This window comes from Nocardioides sp. NPDC101246 (assembly GCF_044767415.1).
Classification (GTDB): Bacteria; Actinomycetota; Actinomycetes; order Propionibacteriales; family Nocardioidaceae; genus Nocardioides.
Map to the genome: position 1 here is coordinate 98157 of NZ_JBIWNX010000006.1, position 19411 is coordinate 117567.

The 19411-nt window shown below is 69.8% G+C and carries 23 protein-coding genes; 8 read left to right on the top strand and 15 right to left on the bottom strand.

What is annotated here, in order from left to right:
• Positions 1–7: 7 nt before the first annotated feature.
• From ACIRON_RS12610 to ACIRON_RS12630, 5 genes are all read left to right on the top strand, one after another.
• Positions 8–1132, top strand: coding sequence for a sensor histidine kinase (locus ACIRON_RS12610; RefSeq protein WP_402992641.1), 1125 nt, complete (start codon positions 8–10; stop codon positions 1130–1132).
• On the top strand, positions 1129–1737 hold the full coding sequence (locus ACIRON_RS12615; protein ID WP_402992642.1) for a response regulator: 609 nt from the start codon (positions 1129–1131) through the stop codon (positions 1735–1737). Before ACIRON_RS12610 ends, ACIRON_RS12615 begins: the two co-directional genes overlap by 4 nt.
• Before the next feature lie 2 nt (positions 1738–1739).
• Entirely contained in the window at positions 1740–2228 is a 489-nt protein-coding gene (locus ACIRON_RS12620; RefSeq protein WP_402992643.1) for a flavodoxin family protein, read from the top strand.
• 61 nt (positions 2229–2289) lie between these two features.
• Positions 2290–3123, top strand: coding sequence for a septum formation family protein (locus ACIRON_RS12625; RefSeq protein ID WP_402992644.1), 834 nt, complete (start codon positions 2290–2292; stop codon positions 3121–3123).
• Positions 3124–3125: 2 nt separating this feature from the next.
• Positions 3126–3971 (top strand): septum formation family protein, encoded by an 846-nt coding sequence (locus ACIRON_RS12630; RefSeq protein WP_402992645.1) that lies wholly within the window; start codon positions 3126–3128, stop codon positions 3969–3971.
• Between the two features lie 270 nt (positions 3972–4241).
• Here the strand turns inward: ACIRON_RS12630 and era are convergent, their stop codons facing one another.
• The 3 genes from era to ACIRON_RS12645 are packed head-to-tail and all read right to left on the bottom strand — an operon-like array spanning position 4242 to position 6828.
• Positions 4242–5186 (bottom strand): GTPase Era, encoded by a 945-nt coding sequence (gene era / locus ACIRON_RS12635; protein ID WP_402992918.1) that lies wholly within the window; start codon positions 5184–5186, stop codon positions 4242–4244.
• Positions 5187–5197: 11 nt separating this feature from the next.
• Complete coding sequence (locus ACIRON_RS12640) at positions 5198–5977, bottom strand: siderophore-interacting protein (RefSeq protein ID WP_402992646.1); 780 nt, start codon at positions 5975–5977, stop codon at positions 5198–5200.
• Between the two features lie 50 nt (positions 5978–6027).
• A complete protein-coding gene (locus ACIRON_RS12645) occupies positions 6028–6828 on the bottom strand; it encodes a helix-turn-helix domain-containing protein (protein WP_402992647.1) in 801 nt (266 codons plus the stop codon).
• Between the two features lie 86 nt (positions 6829–6914).
• On the opposite strand from ACIRON_RS12645, the gene ACIRON_RS12650 reads away from it, so the two are divergent.
• Entirely contained in the window at positions 6915–7322 is a 408-nt protein-coding gene (locus tag ACIRON_RS12650) for a hypothetical protein (protein WP_091048551.1), read from the top strand.
• 10 nt (positions 7323–7332) lie between these two features.
• Here the strand turns inward: ACIRON_RS12650 and ACIRON_RS12655 are convergent, their stop codons facing one another.
• Together ACIRON_RS12655 and ACIRON_RS12660 are read right to left on the bottom strand one after the other, a co-directional pair.
• Complete coding sequence (locus ACIRON_RS12655; RefSeq protein ID WP_402992649.1) at positions 7333–7671, bottom strand: VOC family protein; 339 nt, start codon at positions 7669–7671, stop codon at positions 7333–7335.
• 1 nt (position 7672) lies between these two features.
• Complete coding sequence (locus ACIRON_RS12660; protein WP_402992650.1) at positions 7673–8209, bottom strand: pyridoxamine 5'-phosphate oxidase family protein; 537 nt, start codon at positions 8207–8209, stop codon at positions 7673–7675.
• Positions 8210–8392: 183 nt separating this feature from the next.
• Here ACIRON_RS12660 and ACIRON_RS12665 point away from each other — a divergent pair, with 183 nt between their 5' ends.
• The gene (locus ACIRON_RS12665; protein ID WP_402992651.1) at positions 8393–9343 is read left to right on the top strand and encodes a hypothetical protein; all 951 of its coding nucleotides are present in this window, start codon (positions 8393–8395) and stop codon (positions 9341–9343) included.
• 57 nt (positions 9344–9400) lie between these two features.
• On the opposite strand, the gene ACIRON_RS12670 is transcribed toward ACIRON_RS12665, so the two are convergent.
• Both ACIRON_RS12670 and ACIRON_RS12675 read right to left on the bottom strand, forming a co-directional pair.
• Positions 9401–10705, bottom strand: a complete 1305-nt coding sequence (locus ACIRON_RS12670; protein ID WP_402992652.1) for a class I SAM-dependent methyltransferase — start codon at positions 10703–10705, stop codon at positions 9401–9403.
• Complete coding sequence (locus tag ACIRON_RS12675; RefSeq protein ID WP_402992653.1) at positions 10702–12093, bottom strand: FAD-binding oxidoreductase; 1392 nt, start codon at positions 12091–12093, stop codon at positions 10702–10704. The genes ACIRON_RS12670 and ACIRON_RS12675 overlap by 4 nt, the downstream gene beginning before the upstream one ends.
• A gap of 121 nt (positions 12094–12214) precedes the next feature.
• On the opposite strand from ACIRON_RS12675, the gene ACIRON_RS12680 reads away from it, so the two are divergent.
• Complete coding sequence (locus tag ACIRON_RS12680; protein ID WP_091048540.1) at positions 12215–12514, top strand: hypothetical protein; 300 nt, start codon at positions 12215–12217, stop codon at positions 12512–12514.
• 24 nt (positions 12515–12538) lie between these two features.
• Here ACIRON_RS12680 and ACIRON_RS12685 read toward each other — a convergent pair whose 3' ends face one another.
• From ACIRON_RS12685 to dnaJ, 8 genes are all read right to left on the bottom strand, one after another.
• Positions 12539–12874 carry a cytidine deaminase gene (locus ACIRON_RS12685; protein WP_350664562.1) on the bottom strand — a complete coding sequence of 112 codons (336 nt, stop codon included), beginning with the start codon at positions 12872–12874 and terminating at the stop codon, positions 12539–12541.
• Complete coding sequence (locus tag ACIRON_RS12690; protein WP_402992654.1) at positions 12858–14201, bottom strand: hemolysin family protein; 1344 nt, start codon at positions 14199–14201, stop codon at positions 12858–12860. The genes ACIRON_RS12685 and ACIRON_RS12690 overlap by 17 nt, the downstream gene beginning before the upstream one ends.
• A 17-nt stretch (positions 14202–14218) precedes the next feature.
• On the bottom strand, positions 14219–14683 hold the full coding sequence (gene ybeY, locus ACIRON_RS12695) for an rRNA maturation RNase YbeY (RefSeq protein WP_402992655.1): 465 nt from the start codon (positions 14681–14683) through the stop codon (positions 14219–14221).
• A gap of 36 nt (positions 14684–14719) precedes the next feature.
• Positions 14720–15718, bottom strand: a complete 999-nt coding sequence (locus ACIRON_RS12700) for a PhoH family protein (RefSeq protein WP_402992656.1) — start codon at positions 15716–15718, stop codon at positions 14720–14722.
• 145 nt (positions 15719–15863) lie between these two features.
• Positions 15864–16916: a winged helix DNA-binding domain-containing protein gene (locus tag ACIRON_RS12705; protein ID WP_402992657.1), complete on the bottom strand. Its 1053-nt coding sequence runs from the start codon at positions 16914–16916 to the stop codon at positions 15864–15866.
• A 15-nt stretch (positions 16917–16931) separates the two neighbouring features.
• Positions 16932–17393, bottom strand: a complete 462-nt coding sequence (locus tag ACIRON_RS12710; protein WP_402992658.1) for a Gmad2 immunoglobulin-like domain-containing protein — start codon at positions 17391–17393, stop codon at positions 16932–16934.
• A gap of 71 nt (positions 17394–17464) precedes the next feature.
• Positions 17465–18208, bottom strand: a complete 744-nt coding sequence (locus ACIRON_RS12715) for a 16S rRNA (uracil(1498)-N(3))-methyltransferase (RefSeq protein ID WP_402992660.1) — start codon at positions 18206–18208, stop codon at positions 17465–17467.
• Positions 18209–18214: 6 nt separating this feature from the next.
• Positions 18215–19408 (bottom strand): molecular chaperone DnaJ, encoded by a 1194-nt coding sequence (gene dnaJ / locus ACIRON_RS12720; protein ID WP_091048526.1) that lies wholly within the window; start codon positions 19406–19408, stop codon positions 18215–18217.
• Between the last annotated feature and the right edge of the window lie 3 nt (positions 19409–19411).

Here is a 19411-nt window from a genome sequence, read left to right on the forward strand (position 1 = left end):
GTCCGACATGAGCATCGACCAGGGGCCGCTGACGGCCACGCCGAGCAGGCGGTGGGCCGCCGTCGGTCCCTGGTTCGCCTTCATCTGGCTCTTCTTCCTGATCACCCCGCTCCACGTCGGCTGGCAGGCTCGCGACACCGCCGAGGGCGTGATCGGGATGGCGGCGACGCTCTGCTTCGCGGTCGTCTACATGCTGGTCTGGGTCCGGGCGCGAGGCATGCTCCGGCTCGTCGAGCAGCCGCCGGCGAGCTTCGTGGCTCCCTATCTCGCCGTGCTCGGCCTGCTCGCCGCGGTCATGATCGCCACGCTCGGCGAGGGCGGCATCGCCGGTCTGGTCTACGTCGCGGTCGCCTGCGTGATGACGCTGCCGACCCCGGCCGTCTACGTCGCGATCGTCTGCATCGCGGGCGGCGTCGCGATCACCGGCCTGGTGCCGGGCTGGGGCTCGCAGATCGACACCGCGTTCGCCGTCTGCGCGGCGTCGGCGGCGATGCTCGGCGTACGGTCGGTCATTCGGCGCAACGTCGCCCTCATCGGCGCCCAGCACGAGAACACCCGGCTGGCGCTGGCCGACGAGCGCAACCGGTTCGCCCGCGACCTGCACGACATCCTCGGCCACTCGCTGACCGTCATCACGGTCAAGGCCGAGCTGGCCCAGCGCCTGGTCGACGTCGCCCCGGACCGGGCCAAGCAGGAGCTCGCCGACCTGGAGCGGCTCTCCCGCGACGCGCTCGCCGACGTACGCCGTGCCGTGGAGGGCTACCGCGAGCTGACCCTGCCGGGCGAGCTCGCCCGAGCCCGGGCGGCGCTGGAGGCCGCCGGGATCGAGCCGGTGCTCCCCCAGTCCACCGACGAGGTCCCCTCCGGGCTGCGTGAGCTCTTCGCCTGGACGATCCGCGAGGGGGTCACCAACGTGATCCGGCACTCCGGTGCGCACCGGTGCGAGATCGTGCTCACCCCGAGGTCGGTGACCGTCCACGACGACGGCCACGGCCGCCGGGCCGGCAACGAGTCCGGGTCCGGGCTGACCGGTCTGCGGGAGCGGGCCGGCGCCATGGGTGCCGTGCTGACGACGCGTACGGGATCCGGGTTCGAGCTGGTCATGTCCGCCGACAGAGAGGTCACCTCGTGACGATCAGGCTGCTCCTCGCCGACGACCAGGCGCTCGTACGCGGCGCCCTCTCGGCCCTCCTCGGCCTCGAGCCCGACCTCGAGGTCGTCGCCGAGGTCGGCAGCGGGTCCGAGGTCGTGCCGGCGGTGCTGGAGCACCATCCGGACGTCGCGCTGCTGGATGTGGAGATGCCGGGGCTCGACGGCATTTCTGCGACCGCCGAGGTGCGCCGCACCACCCCGGCGACACGAGTGCTGATCGTGACCACCTTCGGCCGGCCGGGCTACCTGCGCCGGGCTCTGCAGGCCGGCGCCTCCGGCTTCGTCGTCAAGGACACCCCGGCGGCCCAGCTCGCCGACGCCGTACGCCGCGTGCACCAGGGGCTGCGCGTCGTCGATCCACAGCTCGCCACCGACTCGCTGGTGGCCGGCGAGTCACCGTTGAGCCAGCGCGAGACCGAGGTGCTCCGCGCCGCCCGGGACGGTTCTCCGGTCGCCACGATCGCGGCCCGGCTCGTCCTCTCCGAGGGCACCGTGCGCAACCACCTCTCCGCGGCGATCGGCAAGACCGGCGCCGCCAACCGCACCGAGGCCGTGCTCACCGCCGACAACAATGGTTGGCTGTGACCATGGCTCGGCTGCTGATCGTCCACCACTCCCCCACCCGGTCGCTGCGGCGCCTGACCGACGCGGTGGTCTCCGGCGCCAACGACCCCGAGATCGAGGGGGTCGAGGTCGTCGTACGTCCCGCCCTGGAGGCGAGCGCCGAGGACGTCCTGGCGGCCGATGGCTACGTGCTCGGCACGAGCGCCAACTTCGGCTACATGTCGGGCGCCCTCAAGCACTTCTTCGACTCGACCTTCCTTGCCGTCGGTGGCGCGCTCGACCCGTCCGGTGGCGCGGGAGAATCCGCAGGTGCCACCACCAAGCGCCCCTACGGGCTCTACGTCCACGGCCGCTACGACACCACCGGCGCGATCCGCTCGGTGCAGTCCATCGTCGGTGCCCTCGGATGGGCTCAGGCCTACGACATCCTCGACGTCCTGGGAGACGTCGAGGACACCCACCTCGAGGCGGCCTACGAGCTGGGAGCCACGCTGGCCGCCGTCCTCGACTGAACTGTGCCTTCCGCTCCGGGCTTTCGGCCTGCTCATGGATTCGCAAGTAGAGTCGATCCCCGTGATCGGCCATACCCCCAGACGTACGACATCCGTGTCGCTCCTGATCGTGGTGCTCGCCGTCCTCGCGCTCAGCGGGTGCGGCGGTGATCGGGCGGCTGCCAAGGGCGAGGACCCGAAGCAGGTGGACTCGACCGAGCTGCCCGAGGTGGGCAAGTGCCGCAACCTCACCCACGAGGATGTCGCCGAGGCCTACAACTTCGACAAGTACGTCGCCTGCGACGAGCCGCACAACGCCGAGACCTTCGGCGCCGGACCGCTCCCGGACGAGTTCAAGGACGCGGAGTACGGCGACGAGAAGGTCAACGAGTGGGCCTTCAGCCAGTGCCGCAAGCTGCTGGAGAAGTACGTCGGATCCGACCAGAGCCTGCTGATGCGCTCGATGCTCTCCCACGTCTACTTCGGACCTTCGGAGAAGGCCTGGGAGGAGGGCGCGCGCTGGATCCGCTGCGACGTGGTCGGCGGTGGCCAGCAGGGCGCCGAGTACGTCGACCTGCCGACCACCACCCGCAACCTCCTCAAGGTCAAGAAGGTCGAGGACGTCGAGGACCGCTGGATGGTGTGCGCCACCGGCAAGACCGTCGCCTCCGGGAAGGTCCCCTGCTCCGAGCCGCACCAGATGCGCGCGGTGACGACCATCAAGCTGGGCGAGGCCAAGACCAAGTTCCTCGGTGTCGCGGAGTCGAAGAAGAAGGCCTCGCAGTACTGCAAGGGCTCGGTCCAGGCCTGGTTGGGCTACCCGGAAAGCTTCGACTACGGGTACACATGGTTCGGAGAGAAGGAGTGGAACGCCGGCAACCGCTGGGCGGTCTGCTGGGCGGTGAGCGAGGAGTGAGCATGCCAGACACGCTGAAGCGGAGCCCGAAGCGAGCGGCGCCGTTGTGGGGCGCTCTCGTCGTCGTGGGGGCCATGGCCCTCGCCGGTTGCGGTGGCGGCGAGCCGAAGTCGGCTCCGTCGCCCTCCTCGGCGCCTCCGTCCGCCTCGGCGTCGGCGGCTCCGTCCCCGAAGGAGGGGGCCTGCTACGACCTCACCTACGAGGAGGCGCTGGCCCCGACCGCCGGCGGCACCGCGATCTCCTGCAAGGGCAAGCACACCACCCAGACGTACGCCGTGGGCCGGCTGAAGAACGTCGTCGACGGCCACCTCGTCGCGGTCGACTCCGAGCAGGTCGCGGCCCAGGTCGCCGAGGCGTGCCCCCGGAAGGTGACGAAGTATCTCGGCGGCGACGCCGACGACCTGCGGCTCTCGATGCTGCGCCCGGTCTGGTTCACGCCGACGATCGAGGAGTCCGAGGCCGGCGCCAACTGGTTCCGCTGCGACGTCATCGGCATCGCCGGCCCCAAGGCGCTGATGACCCTCAAGGGCAACATGAAGGGCGTCCTGGGCGACTCCGAGACCGCCGAGCCGTTCCGGATGTGCGGCACGGCGTCACCGAAGTCCGAGTCCTTCAAGCGCGTCCCGTGCTCCCTCAAGCACACCTGGCGGGCACTGTCGGTCATCGACCTCGGCTCCGGGAAGTACCCCGGCGAGGCGAAGGTCAACAGCGCCGGCGCCGAGGACTGCAAGGCCGCTGCCGCCGAGGTCGCCGACGACCCGCTCAAGTACGAGTGGTCCTGGGAGTTCCCCAGCGCCGAGCAGTGGGAGGGCGGCCAGACCTACGGCATCTGCTGGGCCCCGGCCTGAGGTCCCGGGGCGAAGCCCCGGGCCGAAGGCCGGATAAGCGCTGACTCGGCGCAAATGCATCGGAGGAGCGAAGCGGGGGAGGTGCCTTTGCGCCGCGTCGGCGCAAAGCCCGACGCAAGCCGAAGTTCCTCTGAAAGGCGCGCGTAAGCCAGCGCGAAGCGACGGCCCGGCGACGCCTAGCCGATCAACGTGCCGAGTCGGCGCATCCTGACCGGCTCGCTCGCTTCGCTTCGCGAGACACCGGTCAGGATGCGCCGACTCGGCATACGTTCAGAAGCCCAGCTTGCGCAGCTGCCGCGGATCCCGCTGCCAGTCCTTGGCGATCTTGACGTGCAGGTCGAGGTAGACCGGCATGCCGAGCAGGTCCTTGATCTGCAGGCGCGCGCGCTGGCCGACGTCCTTGAGCCGTGAGCCCTTGTGGCCGATCACGATGCCCTTCTGGGAGTCGCGCTCGACGTAGAGGAAGGCGTGGATGTCCATCAGCGGCTTGTTCTCCGGGCGGTCCTCGCGCAGGCGCATCTCCTCGACGACGACGGCGATGGAGTGCGGGAGTTCGTCGCGTACGCCTTCCAGGGCTGCCTCGCGGATGAGCTCGGCGATGATGATCTCCTCCGGGGAGTCGGTGAGCTCGCCGTCGGGGTAGAGCGGCGGGCCCTCGGGGAGGAGCTTGATGAGCAGCTCGGAGAGCAGGTCGACCTGGTCGCCGCCGACGCTGGAGACGGGGACGATCTCGGCCCACTCGATCCCGAGCTCGACCCCGAGGGTCTGGATCGACATCAGGTGCTCGCCGATCTGCTCGGGGGTGGCGAGGTCGGTCTTGGTGGCGACCGCGACCCGCTTGATGCCCTTCTTGAGCTTGTTGGCGTTCTCCGCGATCCGGCGGTCACCGGGGCCGATCTTCTCGTTGCACGGGAAGCAGATCGCGACTACGTCGACCTCGGTCCAGGTGGCCTCGACGAGGTCGTTGAGGCGCTCGCCGAGCAGTGTGCGCGGCCGGTGGATGCCCGGGGTGTCGACGAGGATCAGCTGGCCGTCGGGCCGGTGGACGATGCCCTTGACCACGGTGCGGGTCGTCTGCGGCTTGTCGGAGGTGATCGCCACCTTGGTGCCGACCAGTGCGTTGGTCAGGGTCGACTTGCCCGCGTTGGGGCGCCCCACGAACGACACGAAGCCGCTCCGAAATTCTTGTGCTGGCGGCGCCGGGCTTGGCTGGATCTCCGGCTCGGTCACTGTTGCTCCTGTTGCTCGTCGTATCGCTGCCAGATCTGCTCGTCGGTGAGCCCCTGGGCCTTGCCCTCACGCCACACCGGCCCGGGATCGACCGAGCGCGGCTGTCGCTTCTGGCCGCCACCCCGCCAGTAGCCCATCACGTCGTAGGCGTGGGAGTCGAGCTTCCGCTCCCGCATCAGATGCTTGCGGATCGCCCGCATCTGGCTGGACTCACCAGCCATCCAGAAGTAGCCGTCGCCCTCGGGCCAGTCGATCTTCTCCACGGCCGCCGCCAGGTCGGAGGAGGTCTCCGAGGGCGGCGCGGACCAGGTGACCCCGGCGCTCTCCGGGAGATATCCGGGCAGGTCGTCGGGGGTCTCCGCCCAGATCCGCGTCGGCAGCGTGGTGGTCTCCGCGATCCGCGCCATGGCCGGCATCGCGGTCAGGTCGCCGACCAGCAGCAGCCACCGGGCGCCCTCGGGCGCCGCGTAGGAGCCCTTGGGCTCGGTGATCGTGACCGTCTGCCCCACGGGGTCGGTGCGGGTGGCCCACTCGGTCACCAGACCGACGTCGTGGACGACGACGTCGAGGGTCAGCTCGCCACCCTGCCACGACCGCACGGTGTAGTAGCGCGACTGGAACTGCCCCGGCACGATCAGGCCGACCCACTCGTCGGGGATCCCGGTGGACACGAACCCGGCCAGGCCGGGACCGCCGAGCACGAGGCGTACGAGGTGGGGCGTGATCTGCTCGCGCCGCAGCACCTCCGCGGCGTACTGCTGGGCCTTGACACTCATCGCCTCAAGGTTATCCGCGCAGACGCGGCCCGCCCGCATCAGCGGCACACTCACTCGTGGCTGATGGCGAGCAGAGCCTCCCGAGTCGCGTCGTCGGCCGGGAACATCGCCTCGACCGCGATCTCGTCGATCGTCACGTCGCGAGGCGCGCCGATCACGGAGAGGACGTAGAGGAAGGAGAGGTCGCCGAGGCTCGTACGCAGCAGCAGCGGCAGCACCGGCAAGGCACCGTCCCTCGCGGTGACCGCCGGCGCCTCCACGCCGGCTCCGGCCGGCACCGGAAAGCCCTCCACCTCCTCGAGGAGCTCGGCCAGCCCGTCGGCCGCGGTGCGGTCGAGCTGCCGACGGATGCGGCGTACGACGTGGCCCCGCCACTGGGGGTAGTTGTGCACCTGCGCCGCCAGACCGTCGGGATGCAGCGTCGCGCGCAGCATGTTGAGCCGCGGCTGCCGCAGCGCGTCCGGCAGCGGAGCCAGGAAGAGGTCCATGGGCCGGTTGGTCGCCACCATGTCCCAACGGACGTCGACCGCACAGGCCGGATAGGGCTCGTGAGCGGTGAGCACCGCCTCGACGGCCGACCTGGCGGCCCCGAGATCGTCCAGCGGCCGCTCCTGGTGGACGGGCGCGAACCCCGCCGCGAGATAGAGCCGGTTGCGCTCACGCAGCGGCACCTCGAGCTCCTCGCAGAGCCGCTCGATCATCGTCCGGCTCGGACCCGACCGGCCGGTCTCGATGAAGCTGAGGTGGCGAGCCGACACCTCGGCCGCGATCGCCACCTCGAGCTGGGAGCGACGGCGCCGCTCGCGCCAGTCACGAAGCAGGTCTCCGACGCTCAGCTGGGCCGTTGTCATGCGCCCAGGCTGCCGGGCCGAGCGCGGCGCGGCAACTACCCCAGAGGTAATCGACACAGCGCGCCCGGAGGCGGATCGTCGTGGCCATGACGACTGAAACCACACCCCGTTCACCCGCCGCCACCGCCGAGGCGTACGTCTCGTTCTGGAACCTCCCCGCCGACGAGCAGCGCGCCCTCGGCGACACCCTGTTCGCCTCCGACGTCGCTCGCTCCACGCCGATCGGCGAGTCCACCGGCCTCGAGGCGCTGATCGACTTCACCCGCCAGTTCGCCGAGGGCGTCGGTGCCTACACGTTCGTGGCCCGCACCGAGCCCGACGCACACCACGAGCACGTCCGGGTGCGCTGGGAGATCCTCAAGGAGGAGGGCTCGTTCGCCGAGGGCACCGACGTCCTCGATCTGGACCGGTCCGGACGGATCGCCGCGATCACCGCGTTCATCGATCGCGCCCCCGAGGGCTTCGATCCCGACGCCCACCACGAGGAGGCCTGACCTCTCCTGATCAGGCCGAGCCACCACCCAGCCCGATCTCGTTGCCGTCGGGGTCGCGGAAGATGGTCTTGCGGACCCCGTTTCCGTACGTCTCCTGCGACTCCGGCCGCAGGCCGCGGTCGGCGATCGCGGCGAGGCGGGCGTCCAGGTCCTCGACGAAGAGGGTGAGGAAGCCACGGCCGGCGTGATCCGGCTTCACCTCGATGTAGAGGTAGCCGTGCTCGACCACCTCGAAGACGGCCTCGACGTCGTTGGGGTAGAAGGCCGGCGGGCCACCGAGCAGCGCCTCGTACCAGCTGGCCGCTCGGGCCAGGTCCGCGACCGGGAGTCCGGCGAACAGGTCGGTCATCTCAGAACCTCCAGCGGGTCGCGCCGTAGGGCTCGACGGTGGCGACCGCGTGGGCGGAGGTCGCCTCGATGCGGAAGACGTGCCAGGGCGCCGGGCCGGCACTCTGCGCGTTGAACGGCGCCGTGACGGCCTCGCCCGACTCGTCGACCTCGGCCGGCCAGCCCTCGTCGTCGTGGTAGTGCTTGGCGACGTGCTCGAGCTCGTCGCCGAGCACCCGCCTCACCCGGCCCTCCACGACCAGGTCGAACTCGCGCACCGTGAGCGACAGCGCACAGCGGGGGTCGCGGGCGAGGTTGCGGCCACGCCGCGTCCCCGGGCCGGTGACCAGGTAGAAGCTGCCGTCGAGCCAGACCGCGCCGACGGCGTTCACGTGCGGACCGCCGTCGGCGTTGATCGTGCTCACCCAGGTCGTGTAGCGCCCGGGCTCGCCCTCCTGCGACCCGGGGCCCTGGTTGAAGCCCTGGTCGAGGCGAGCGGTCACCTCCTCCCAGGACATGGGCGGGGCGGCGTACATCTCAGCGAGGTTGTGGGTCTCCATGACTGGCTCCTTCGACTGGAACAGGACGTTTCACCTGCTCCACGAACAGGAGGGCCCGATTCCGACACCGTGACACAAACAAGTGGGCGAAAGTGGCAGATCAACCCGAGGATGGCCTGCCACTTTCGCCCAGTGATGGCGGCCAACGCCAGAACTGTCGGTGGGCGCAGCGATGCTGGGCGCATGACAGCGACACCGAAGCGACGGCGGGGGCGGCAGCCTCGGCGCCGAGGGGCGACCTGGGAACGGGTCGGTAACGGTGTCTACGTGCCCAGCGGCCTCGACGGCGACGAGCGCTGGCGCGCCGAGCTGGCCGCATGGGCCGAGGTGCTGCCGCCATCGGCGACCTTCACCGGACTGACAGCAGCGCGGTTGTACGGTCTCTGGCTCCCGCCGCTCCCCGACGATGTACCGACCTTCGTGGCACTTCACGAGACGTCCGTACGCATCCGACGGCCCCAGCTCCGCATCACCCGGCATCCACGACCGCCCGGCGCGGTCGAGCTCGATGGGCTGCGAGTCGCACCGGTGGCCGAGGCGCTCCTGGCCTGCGCCCGTGACCTCGGCCTCCTCGACCTGGTGGTCCTGATCGACAGTGCCCTGCATCTCGAGATAGGCACGCGCGCCGATCTCGAGGTCGTCGCGGCAGCCGGACGACCGGGAGCCCGCCTCCTGCGCGAGGCGCTGACCTGGTGCGACGGGCGCTCGGAGTCGGCTTGGGAGACCCTCCTACGGATGCTGCACCGGGCCAGCGGGATCGACGTCGAACCGCAGGTGGACATCCACGACGAACGCGGCGTGTTCATCGGGCGAGCCGATCTGCTGGTGACGGGCACGCGGACGCTTCAGGAGTACGACGGCGCCGACCACCGCAAACCCGGGCAGTATCGCCGCGATCGCCGCCGCGACGGCGCCCTCGCCACCTCCGCCTATGTACGTCAGGGTTGGGTCGCGAGCCAGGTCATCCACGACGGCTGGCTGATCCTCCGAGCAGCAACCGATGCGCTCGGCCGCGACCTCACGGTCGACGACATCCGACCGTGGTGGAAGCTGTTGGACGCCTCGCTGTTCTCCAAGCCCGGCTCCGCCACGATGCGACATGCCTGGGGGCTCTCGGAAGCCGAGGCGGCCTGAGAGTGGGCGAAAGTGGCGGACAGAACCCGGTCTGAGCTGCCACTTTCGCCCACTCGCTCAGAAGGTGTGCCTCAACGGGTAGCCCGAGTGCCCGTCGACCGTCTTGGTGGCGAGCACGTGGTGGAGCTGGATGTTGTTGCGCTCGAAGCCGATCCGGGAACCGGCCATGTAGATGCCCCAGACCTTCGCGGTGCCGAGGCCTACCTCGTTGACGCAGGCGTCCCAGTTGTCGCGGAGGTTGTCGTTCCACGCCGTAAGGGTCTTGGCGTAGTGGACCCGGATGTTCTCGTGGTGCTGCACCTCGAGGTCGGTGTTCTCGATCGCGGACACGATGGTGCCCGACCCGATCAGCTCGCCGTCGGGGAACACGTAGCGGTCGATGAAGGCCCCCGCGTTCGCCCGCGAGACGTTGTCGGGACGGGTGATGCAGTGGTTGAGCAGCCGGCCCCCGTCACGCAGCTTGCTCTTGATGAAGCCGAAGTAGGCCGGGTAGTTGGCCACGCCGATGTGCTCGGTGAGCCCGATGGAGCTGACCGCGTCGAAGTCCCCCTCGACCACGTCGCGGTAGTCGGAGAAGCGCACCTCGGCGACATCGTCGAGACGATCGCCCTTGATCGCCTTCTGGGCCCAGTTGGCCTGCTCGCGCGAGAGCGTGACGCCGAGCGCCTTGACCCCGTAGTGCTTGGCCGCGTGACGCACCATCCCGCCCCAGCCGCAGCCGATGTCGAGCAGCCGCATCCCGGGCTCGAGCCCGAGCTTGCGGCAGATCAGGTCGTACTTGGCCGCCTGCGCCTCCTCGAGCGTGGCGTCATCGGTCGGGTAGAGCGCACAGGTGTAGGTCATCGACGGGCCGAGGACGTACTCGTAGAAGGTGTTGGAGACGTCGTAGTGGTGGTGGATCGCGTCGGCGTCGCGCTCGTGCGAGTGCCGCGTCCACGGCAGCGCGCTGATCGCGCGACCGGAGAGGTGGCGTACGTTCTCGGCACGCTGCCGCCACGCGGGCAGGTGCTCCTGCGGCGGTGGCTTGGGCGGGACGAAGTTCTTCACCCCCAGCGCGCGCACCATGTCGACCGTCTCCCGAGGGCTGGGCCGCTTGAAGTCGGTCTTGTCCAGGATCAGGTCCAGGAGCGGGTAGGGGTCGCCCGGGTGGATGCCGTGCAGGGCCATGTCACCGCTGACGTAGGCACGTGCCAGCCCCAGATCGCCCGGCGCGGTCAGCAGGAACGCGAGCCCGCGCGGGTTGAGGATCTCCATCCCGAAGGGTGAGTCCGTGTCGCCGGCGACGCTGCCGTCGTACGCGGTGAGCTTGATCGGCAGCCCACCGTCGAAGAGTTCGTTGATGGTCTCTGCAATATGGTTCACAGTCTCTTCACCGCCTTGCTGTACAGATCGGTCAACCGGTTGCCGGGGTCATACCTCGCCTTCACGGCAGCGAGGTTGTCCCCGTCATAGAGAGCGTTGAAGACATCCTTGTCGTAGAACGCCTCGGAGTAGAGCGATTTATGCCCGCCGAGCTCGTGGACCTGATCCTCGATCGCACGGTTCTTGGGGGCGTTGACGGCCCCGGGGCCGACGTGGACCGTGCCCCAGAAACCGACGTTGACGTACGTCCGGCCCGCCTCGAGCGGGTAGGTCGGCCACTTCCCTCCTGTGTTCGTCCCCCGGGACACCAGCGGGCACAACCACACCGGCCGCATCCCGATCTCGGCGTCGAACCACTCCAGGAAAGCCGGAAGGTTCTCGACCGGGACCTCGATGTCCTGGATCACACGTTCCCGCAGGAGCCGTCCGGCACGGGCGTCGAGCTTGTCGGCGATCCCGAACCTTCGGTCCAGGCCGACGAGCTTCATGTAGACGTCCGAGCGCCGCAGCCGGCGCGGCCAGACCCTGCGGAGGTACTTGTTCTGCGCGCCGAAGGCGCCCGAGCACCAGAACCAGTCGGTGTCCCAGCGCCACAGGTAGTCGTAGGTCGTCAGCAGATCGGTCCCGGAGCCGGACGCGGCACGCTGCTGGATCGAGCGGTAGTAGATCTGCTGGCCGCCGTAGTCGCTGGGAGGCCGCGTGGCCCCCTCGGTCCAGGTCGCGAGGGTCAGGTAGTACTCCCCCGGCTCGAACGCGACACCGTCGAGCCCGTCGACCCGCTCCCCTTCGTACGTCCTGGTCTCGGTGATCTGCGCGATCGTCTTGGTGAGCAGGCCGAGGTCGTCGAAGCGAACGTGGCGCAGCGCGACGTATCCCGGCACCTTCTCCAGCTTGATCTTGAGCCGGGTGGCGTATCCGAGCGAGCCGTAGGAGTTGGGGAAGGTGTCGAAGAGATCCTCCCCCGGCCTCGTGGTGACGATCTCGCCCGACCCGGTCAGGATGTCCATCTCCAGCACCGACTCGTGCGGCATCCCGTTGCGGAACGAGGTGGACTCGATGCCCATCCCGGTCACCGCGCCACCGAGCGTGATCGTGCGCAGCTGCGGGACGACGTACGGGATCATCCCGTGCGCCAAGGTGGCGTCGACGAGGTCCTCGTAGGTGCACATCCCCTGTACGTCGGCGGTGCCCGCCTCGGCATCGACCTCGATCACGCCGCCCAGGCCGGAGACGTCGAGACCCGGGGCGTCGGTCGCCGCCCGGGCCCGGAAGAGGTTGGTGGTGCGTTTGGCCAGTCTGACCGGAGCGCCCTCAGGGATCCTCGCGTAGGAAGCCGTCAGCCGCTCGACGGCCTCGGTGTGTCGTTGCCAACCAGTCTCACCCGTCACTCCACGCACTTTACTCTCGCCCTGGGATCTCGGGTTTCGATTTTCACGTTCGGTCGCTTACAGTCACCAGCGCCGACTGCTCCCGTCGAGCGCCCCATCTCGTGCACCCTGGAGGGTCCCCATGTCCAGTGCTGCCCATCGTGACGCTGTCTCCACGCTCGCCGAGAAGGCAACCCCCTACTTCACCGAGAACCAGGTCAAGTGGCGCAACAAGTCCGTGTCCCAGGCCCGGCTCGCGCTGGCGATCGACCAGATCGTCGTCCACATGCGTGAGAAGGGCGTCGACATGGCGACCATGAACGGTCTGACCGCCTACCGGGACGAGGACGGGATCCACGTCACGATCGAGCTCGGCACCCTCCCGCTCCTCGCCGAGTCCGGCGGGGCAGGTGGGACCGGCGGCCACCGAGCCGCTCGCTGAGCGGCCCGCGGCAGCCGCAGCAGCTCAGCGCAGGTTGCCGCGCGGATCGCCGACGAGGACCGGGACGTCCTCGCCCGCGAACTCCTTGACGATCGAGAGGTCGTTCGCGGAGGCCTCCTCGGCCTCGCCGAGCACGACCACGGCCTCGAGGCCCTTGGAGCCCGACGCCACCGCCATCGCCACACAGACACCGATCGCGGAGACCTGGAGCGAGGGCAGGTCCACGGTGGCGGCGGCGTAGGTGCGGCCGTCGAGGTCGCGTACGGCTGCTCCTTCGGCCGCGCCGGTGCGGGCTCGCGTCGCGCGGGCCAGGGTGACCAGCTTGCGGTCCTCCGCGGAGGGCTCACTCTGCTCGGGCATGGGCCTCTTTCTTCCTGTCCGACTTCTCGCTCGGCTCGTCCTGGTGGTCGGCCTCCGTCTCGGCCGGGACGACGGCGCTGATGCGTACGGTACCGATCTTGTTCCGCCGGCCGGCGGCCTCCTCGGCCACGAAGCAGAGGCCGTGGGCCTCGACCTCGGAGCCGGGGATCGGCACGAGGCCGAGGTGCTTGGCCATCAGACCGCGTACGGAGTCGACGTCGTCCTCCTCGACGGCGACACCGATGAGCTCCTCGAGGTCGCTGACCAGGAAGCGGGAGGGCACCCGCCAGGAGCCGTCGCCGAGGTGGAGGGGCTCGCGGTCCTCGATGTCGTACTCGTCGGTGATCTCGCCGACGATCTCCTCGAGGATGTCCTCGATGGTGATCAGGCCGGCGGTGCCGCCGTATTCGTCGACGACGACCGCGATGTGCTGGCGGTGCTGCTGCATCTCGGCCAGCAGCTCGTCGACCGGCTTGGAGTCAGGGACCCAGGTCGGCTTGCGCATCAGTGACTCGACCCGCTGGGTGGTCTCGACCTCCGGCGCCTCGAAGTCACGTGCGACGACGTCCTTGAGGTAGACCATCCCGATGATGTCGTCGAGGCTGTCGTCGATCACCGGCATCCGGGAGTAGCCCGAGCGCAGGAACAGCGACAGCGCCTGGCGCAGGGTCTTGCGCCGCTCCAGGAAGACGATGTCGCCTCGCGGCACCATCACCTCGCGGGCACGGGTGTCGCCGAGCTCGAAGACCGAGTGGATCATCCGGCGCTCGTCGGCCTCGATCAGGTCGGAGGCCTCGGCGATGTCGACGAGCTCGCGCAGCTCGGTCTCCGTCGAGAACGGGCCCTTGCGGAAGCCCTTGCCGGGAGTGAGCGCGTTACCGAGCATGATCAGCAGGCTCGGGATCGGGCCGAGGATGGCGGTGATCGCGCCGATCGGGCCGGCGACCGCGAGGGCGATGCCCTCGTGGTGCTGACGCCCCAGCGTGCGGGGACCGACGCCGATGACGACGAAGGAGACCACTGTCATCGTCGCGGTCGTGGTGAGCACCGTCGGCCACCAGCGTCCCTGGTAGAGGTCATAGGCCCACAGCGCGACCAGGACGGTGGCGCCGATCTCGCACAGCATCCTGAGCAGCAGGACCGTGTTGACGTAGCGGGCGGGGTCGCCGACCACCGCGACCAGGCGCTTGGCGCCGGCACGGCCCTCGGAGACCAGCTCCGCGGCGCGGGCGCGGGAGAAGGCGCTGAGCGCCGCGTCGGCGGCCGAGAAGATGCCGGCGATCAGGACCAGAACTGCGGCTGCGATCAGCAGCCTCGCATCGTCCATGGGTGGTGGTGGTGCTCCTACTCGGGTGCGGTGGCCGAAGAGCCCCAGGCCTTGAGCAGCTTGGCCTGAAGCCCGAACATCTCAGCGTGCTCGTCGGGGTCCACGTGGTCGTAGCCGAGCAGGTGGAGAATACCGTGGGTGGTCAGCAGCTCGATCTCCGCCACGGTGCCGTGGCCGGCCGCCTCGCCCTGCTTGGCCGCGATCGTCGGCGCGATGATGATGTCGCCGAGGTCGCCCTCCTCCGGCTCCTCGTCGAGACGGCCGGGAAGGAGCTCGTCACCGGGGAAGGACAGCACGTCGGTCGGACCATCGGTGTCGAAGTAGCGCTCGTTGAGCTCGGTGATCGTGGCCTCGTCGCCGAACTTGATCCGGAGGTCGGCCTGCGGGTGCACGCGCAGCTGCTCGAGCAGGAAACGAGCGAGCTTGGCGACGTGCTCGACGTCGATCTCCTGCTCGGACTCGTTGATGATCTCAGTGCTCATGCTGCGGTCGCTCGCTGTCGCTCGCTCATGGTCTCGCTATCGACTCTCTCCGGAGGCCCGGCCCTGGCTCTGCATGTCGTGTTCCTCGTAGGCGGCGACGATCTTGGCGACCAGTCGGTGGCGCACGACGTCGTGGCTGGTCAGGTTGTTGAAGCTGATGTCCTTGACGTCGTCGAGGATGCCCTCGACGACCCGCAGCCCCGACTTCTGCCCCGAGGGGAGGTCGGTCTGGGTGACGTCGCCGGTGACCACGATCTTGGAGCCGAAGCCGAGGCGGGTCAGGAACATCTTCATCTGCTCGGGCGTGGTGTTCTGCGCCTCGTCGAGGATGATGAAGGAGTCGTTGAGGCTTCGTCCGCGCAGGAACGCGAGCGGCGCCACCTCGATGGTCCCCGACGCCATCAGCTTGGGGATCATCTCCGGGTCCATCATGTCGTGCAGCGCGTCGTAGAGCGGGCGCAGGTAGGGGTCGATCTTCTCGGTCAGCGTGCCGGGCAGGAACCCGAGCTTCTCACCGGCCTCCACCGCCGGCCGGCTCAGGATGATCCGGTTGACCTGCTTGGACTGCAGCGCCTGGACCGCCTTGGCGACCGCCAGATAGGTCTTGCCGGTGCCGGCCGGGCCGATGCCGAAGGTGATCGTGTGCTTGTCGATCGCGTCGACGTAGCGCTTCTGGTTGAGCGTCTTGGGACGGATGCTCCGGCCACGGTTGGAGAGGATGTTGAGGCTCAGCACGTCGGCCGGCTTCTCCGTCGTGTCGGCCTGGAGCATGCCGATGACCCGCTCGACCGTCTCGCCGCTCACGCCCTGGCCGGTGCGGATGATCTGGACCAGCTCCTCCAGGACCCGCTCGATCATCGCGATCTCGCTGGGGGCGCCGTGGAGGGTGATCCGGTTGCCGCGCACGTGCACGTCGGCGTCGAAGTGGGCCTCGATGATCCCGAGGTGCTCATCGGCCGGGCCGAGGACGGTCACCATGTCGACGCTGTTCGGCACGACCACGGTGTGCTTGGTCGAAGCGGAGCCCGAGACCATCTGGCTGGTCGTAGCGGTCTGGTTCGGAAGCGGACTTGGTTCTCGATCGGTCATGGATGCCCGGACGGGCCCTTTCTCGTCGTGGCGCTGGTGATGTCCATGGTACGCGGGCGCGCCGCCCCGCTCCTACTGGATAGTTCCGGGCTCAGCTCGACAGCAGCGATTCGACGCGGGAGGTCTCCTCGGCGAGCTCGTCGCGCTCGTCGGGAGTGAGATCGCGGAGCAGCTTGACGACCTCGACCTTGCCGTCGACCGGCTTCCAGAGGCCGACGAGGTGGCCGCCGGCGATGATGACCGCGCCGCCGCCCCCGATGCCCCATTCCTTCCGGGTCCCCTTGGCGGTGATCCGCTCCCGGTCGGCGTGCGAGAGCCAGACGTTGTCGAACCGCCCCAGCAGCCGCACCGGGGCGTGCTCCTCGCCCGTGGCGAGCGGAGCGTCCGGGACGTCGTAGAGGGTCTTGCCGGCCTCGTCGCGGTAGGTCACCAGCCCCTCGATCCGCTTGAGCACCGGACCCAGCCGGGTCAACGACGACCACACGGTGATGTCCGCGGCGGTCGCCGGCCCGAAGGCGAGCAGATAGCGACGTACGATCTCCGGTGCCAGCGTCGGGACGACATCGTCCACGGTCACCGGGGGCACGCCCGTCCAGCGCGGGAGCAGGTCGTAGACGAGCCCGCCCGACCCCTTCCACAGGCCTCGCGGTGGCAGCTGGACCAGCGGCAGCTCGTTGCGCGCCCGCAGGCCGAGCGCCTTGGCCGGGACGCCGGGGAAGTGCTCGACCAGACCGGACTCGAGGGCCGCGTTGGGCAGCGCCCCGAGAGCGAGTACGTCCTCGGCCGCCTCCACGAAGCCCTCCAGCTGCGCCGCCGGGCGGACGATCTCGACCCGCTGGGTATAGAAGTCGTGGACCGGCTGGGTCCAGGCCCTGATCAGCGCCGCATCGGCGGCGGTGTGCATGTGGATCGTGGACCGCAGCGAGGAGAGCCGGACCAGCGCGCTCGACTCGAGCTGTGCGCTGAGCGCGTAGGGGTCGAACGACTCCAGCCGGGCGGCCAGCGCGAAGAACGGCGGCGACGTCTCCTGCGCCTGCAGGCCGACCAGATGCTCGATCATCTCGGCCGGCGTGAGAGAAGCCCGCGACAGCAGGTGCTGGCGGAGCAGGAGGGTCCGGTTGAGCTGCCGTTCGGTGAGGATCACGGTAGCGATGATGTCCTACTCGACGGTGATCCGGGCGCCAACCTCCTCAGAAGGCTTCCCCTCGCCGTCGGAGGTGTCGTCGGTGCGGGCGATGAAGAGGTACGTCCCGGGCTCGAGCTCGGAGACGTCGACCGTGGTCGTCCACGGATAGAGCTTGTCCATCCAGCCCTCGGCGGTCGCGTGGCCCTCGAGCACCGTCTCCCCGGTGGTGTCGCGGACCTCCCACGGCACGTTCGCCTCGTTCGAGTTCGCCGTGCCCGAGGCCGCGAAGCTGTCCGACACCGTCGCGCCCTCGGCCGGCGCCGCCAGCGTGATCAGACCGGAGGTCCGTGGCAGCGTCGACGGCTCCTCGGACGGCTGGGTCGAGACCTCGGGGTCCTCGGCGACGGCATCGTTGCTGCCGCACCCGGCGGTCAGTACGCCGCAGAGAGCAAGAGCGATGATGGCGCCCGCCGGACGCGTACGTGTGCTCCTCATGCCTCCATACTCACCCGGCGCCCCCGAAGGACGAACCCACCACGCCGAGCAGTCGGCGGTCAGTCGGCCGGTCAGTCCCAGCGGCGGGTGCGGGCCAGCAGGGCGGCAGCGGCGGCGACGCCGGCGGTGGAGGTGCGCAGGACCTCGGCGCCGAGGCGGATGGTGGTGGCTCCGGCCTTCTCGAACTGGGCGATCTCGTCGTCCGTGAGTCCGCCCTCGGGGCCGACCACGACGAGGATGGTGCCCTCGTCGACGACGGGGACGGCCCCGAGCGGGAGGGTGCCCTCCTCGTGGAGCACGACGGCGACGTCGGCCGCCTCGATCTTGGCCACGACGGCCTCGGTGGTGGCCAGCGCCTCGACCTCGGGGTGCCACAGCCGGCGGGACTGCTTGGCGGCCTCCCGAGCGGTGGCTCGCCAGCGGGCGAGGGACTTGACCGCGCGCTCGCCCTTCCAGACGGCGACCGAGCGGGTCGCCGCCCACGGGACGATGCTGGCCGCGCCGATCTCGGTGAGCATCTCGACGGCGAGCTCACCGCGGTCGCCCTTGGGGAGGGCCTGGACGACCGTCAGCGCGGGCTCGGGCGGCGCGTCGCCGAGGATGACCTCCTCGACGCGTACGGTCATCGACTTCTTGGTGGTCTGCGTGATCGTGCCGGTGACGCCCTCGCCGGCGCCGTCGGTGAGCACAACCTCCTCGCCCACCCGGAGGCGGCGTACGACGACCGCGTGGTGGCCCTCGTCGCCGCTCACCTCGACGTCGTCGCCGACACGGGTGCCGACGAGCGACTCGACGAGGTGAACGGGAAGAGTCATCGTGGATCAGTGCCCGTTGAGGGTGTCCTTGAACCAGGAGAAGACGCCGCCCTTGTGGGCCGCCTTGAGCTGGCCCTGGACGGACTCCTCACCGCGCAGCTCGGCGAGCTGGCGCAGCAGCGCCTCCTGCTCGAGGTCGAGCTTGGTGGGCGTCTCCACGTTGATGGTCACGATCAGGTCGCCGCGACCGCCCCGCAGACCGGGCACACCGCGGCCACGCAGGACGTGGTCGGTGCCGGACTGGGTGCCGGGCTTGAGGTCGATGTGGATCGAGGCGTCCTCGGGGTCGATCTGGTCGACGCCCTCGCCGACGAGGTCGGCCTCCAGCGTCGGCAGGTTGAGCGTGGTGCCGAGCGCGGCCGCGGTCATCGGCACCTTCGCGGTGCAGTGCAGGTCGTTGCCCCTCCGCGTGAAGGTGGCGTGCTTGGCGACGTGGATCTCGACGTAGAGGTCGCCGGCGGGGCCGCCGCCGGGGCCGATCTCGCCCTGCTCGGCGAGCTGCACCCGGGTGCCGTCGTCGACGCCCGGCGGGATCTTGACGGTCAGGGTGCGGTGGGAGCGCACCCGGCCCTCGCCGCTGCAGTCGCGGCACGGGTCGGGGATGACGGTGCCGAAGCCGTTGCAGGCCGAGCACGGGCGCAACGTGCGGATCTCGCCCAGGAAGGAGCGCTGCACGACCGCGACCTCGCCCTGGCCGTGGCAGGTCTCGCACGGGACCGGGTGGGAGCCTTCCGCGGCCCCCTCGCCGCCACAGGTGTCGCAGACGACCGCGGTGTCGACCTTGAGGTCGCGGGTGACGCCGAAGGCGGCCTCGGCCAAGTCGATGTCGAGGCGGATCAGGGCGTCCTGCCCGCGGCGTACGCGCGGACGGGGGCCACGCCCGGCACCGCCGGTGCCGGCACCGGCGCCGCCGAAGAAGGCGTCCATGATGTCGGTGAACGAGAAGCCCGCGCCCTGGGCGCCGAAACCGCCCGCGAACGGGTCGCCACCGCGGTCGTACGCGGCCCGCTTCTGCGGGTCGCTCAGCACCTCGTAGGCGTGGGAGATCTCCTTGAACTTCTCCTGCGACTCGGCGTCGGGGTTGACGTCCGGGTGGTACTGGCGCGCCAGCTTCCGGTAGGCCTTCTTGATCGTTGCGTCGTCGGCGTCCTTGTCGACACCGAGGAGCTCATAGGGGTCCAACGTCGGTCTTCCTGCCATCGA

Bases quoted from the DNA above. Each gene is read 5' to 3' on its own strand.
- ACIRON_RS12650 (WP_091048551.1), top strand. From the start codon at position 6,915: ATGACGACTGAAACCACACCCCGTTCACCCGCCGCCACCGCCGAGGCG.
- ACIRON_RS12660 (WP_402992650.1), bottom strand. From the start codon at position 8,209: ATGGAGACCCACAACCTCGCTGAGATGTACGCCGCCCCGCCCATGTCC.
- ACIRON_RS12655 (WP_402992649.1), bottom strand. From the start codon at position 7,671: ATGACCGACCTGTTCGCCGGACTCCCGGTCGCGGACCTGGCCCGAGCG.
- ACIRON_RS12715 (WP_402992660.1), bottom strand. From the start codon at position 18,208: ATGACTCTTCCCGTTCACCTCGTCGAGTCGCTCGTCGGCACCCGTGTC.
- ACIRON_RS12640 (WP_402992646.1), bottom strand. From the start codon at position 5,977: ATGAGTGTCAAGGCCCAGCAGTACGCCGCGGAGGTGCTGCGGCGCGAG.
- ACIRON_RS12620 (WP_402992643.1), top strand. From the start codon at position 1,740: ATGGCTCGGCTGCTGATCGTCCACCACTCCCCCACCCGGTCGCTGCGG.
- ACIRON_RS12610 (WP_402992641.1), top strand. From the start codon at position 8: ATGAGCATCGACCAGGGGCCGCTGACGGCCACGCCGAGCAGGCGGTGG.
- ACIRON_RS12685 (WP_350664562.1), bottom strand. From the start codon at position 12,874: ATGCCCGAGCAGAGTGAGCCCTCCGCGGAGGACCGCAAGCTGGTCACC.
- ACIRON_RS12630 (WP_402992645.1), top strand. From the start codon at position 3,126: ATGCCAGACACGCTGAAGCGGAGCCCGAAGCGAGCGGCGCCGTTGTGG.
- ACIRON_RS12690 (WP_402992654.1), bottom strand. From the start codon at position 14,201: ATGGACGATGCGAGGCTGCTGATCGCAGCCGCAGTTCTGGTCCTGATC.
- ACIRON_RS12665 (WP_402992651.1), top strand. From the start codon at position 8,393: ATGACAGCGACACCGAAGCGACGGCGGGGGCGGCAGCCTCGGCGCCGA.
- ACIRON_RS12680 (WP_091048540.1), top strand. From the start codon at position 12,215: ATGTCCAGTGCTGCCCATCGTGACGCTGTCTCCACGCTCGCCGAGAAG.
- ACIRON_RS12700 (WP_402992656.1), bottom strand. From the start codon at position 15,718: ATGGTCTCGGGCTCCGCTTCGACCAAGCACACCGTGGTCGTGCCGAAC.
- ACIRON_RS12710 (WP_402992658.1), bottom strand. From the start codon at position 17,393: ATGAGGAGCACACGTACGCGTCCGGCGGGCGCCATCATCGCTCTTGCT.
- dnaJ (WP_091048526.1), bottom strand. From the start codon at position 19,408: ATGGCAGGAAGACCGACGTTGGACCCCTATGAGCTCCTCGGTGTCGAC.
- ybeY (WP_402992655.1), bottom strand. From the start codon at position 14,683: ATGAGCACTGAGATCATCAACGAGTCCGAGCAGGAGATCGACGTCGAG.
- ACIRON_RS12645 (WP_402992647.1), bottom strand. From the start codon at position 6,828: ATGACAACGGCCCAGCTGAGCGTCGGAGACCTGCTTCGTGACTGGCGC.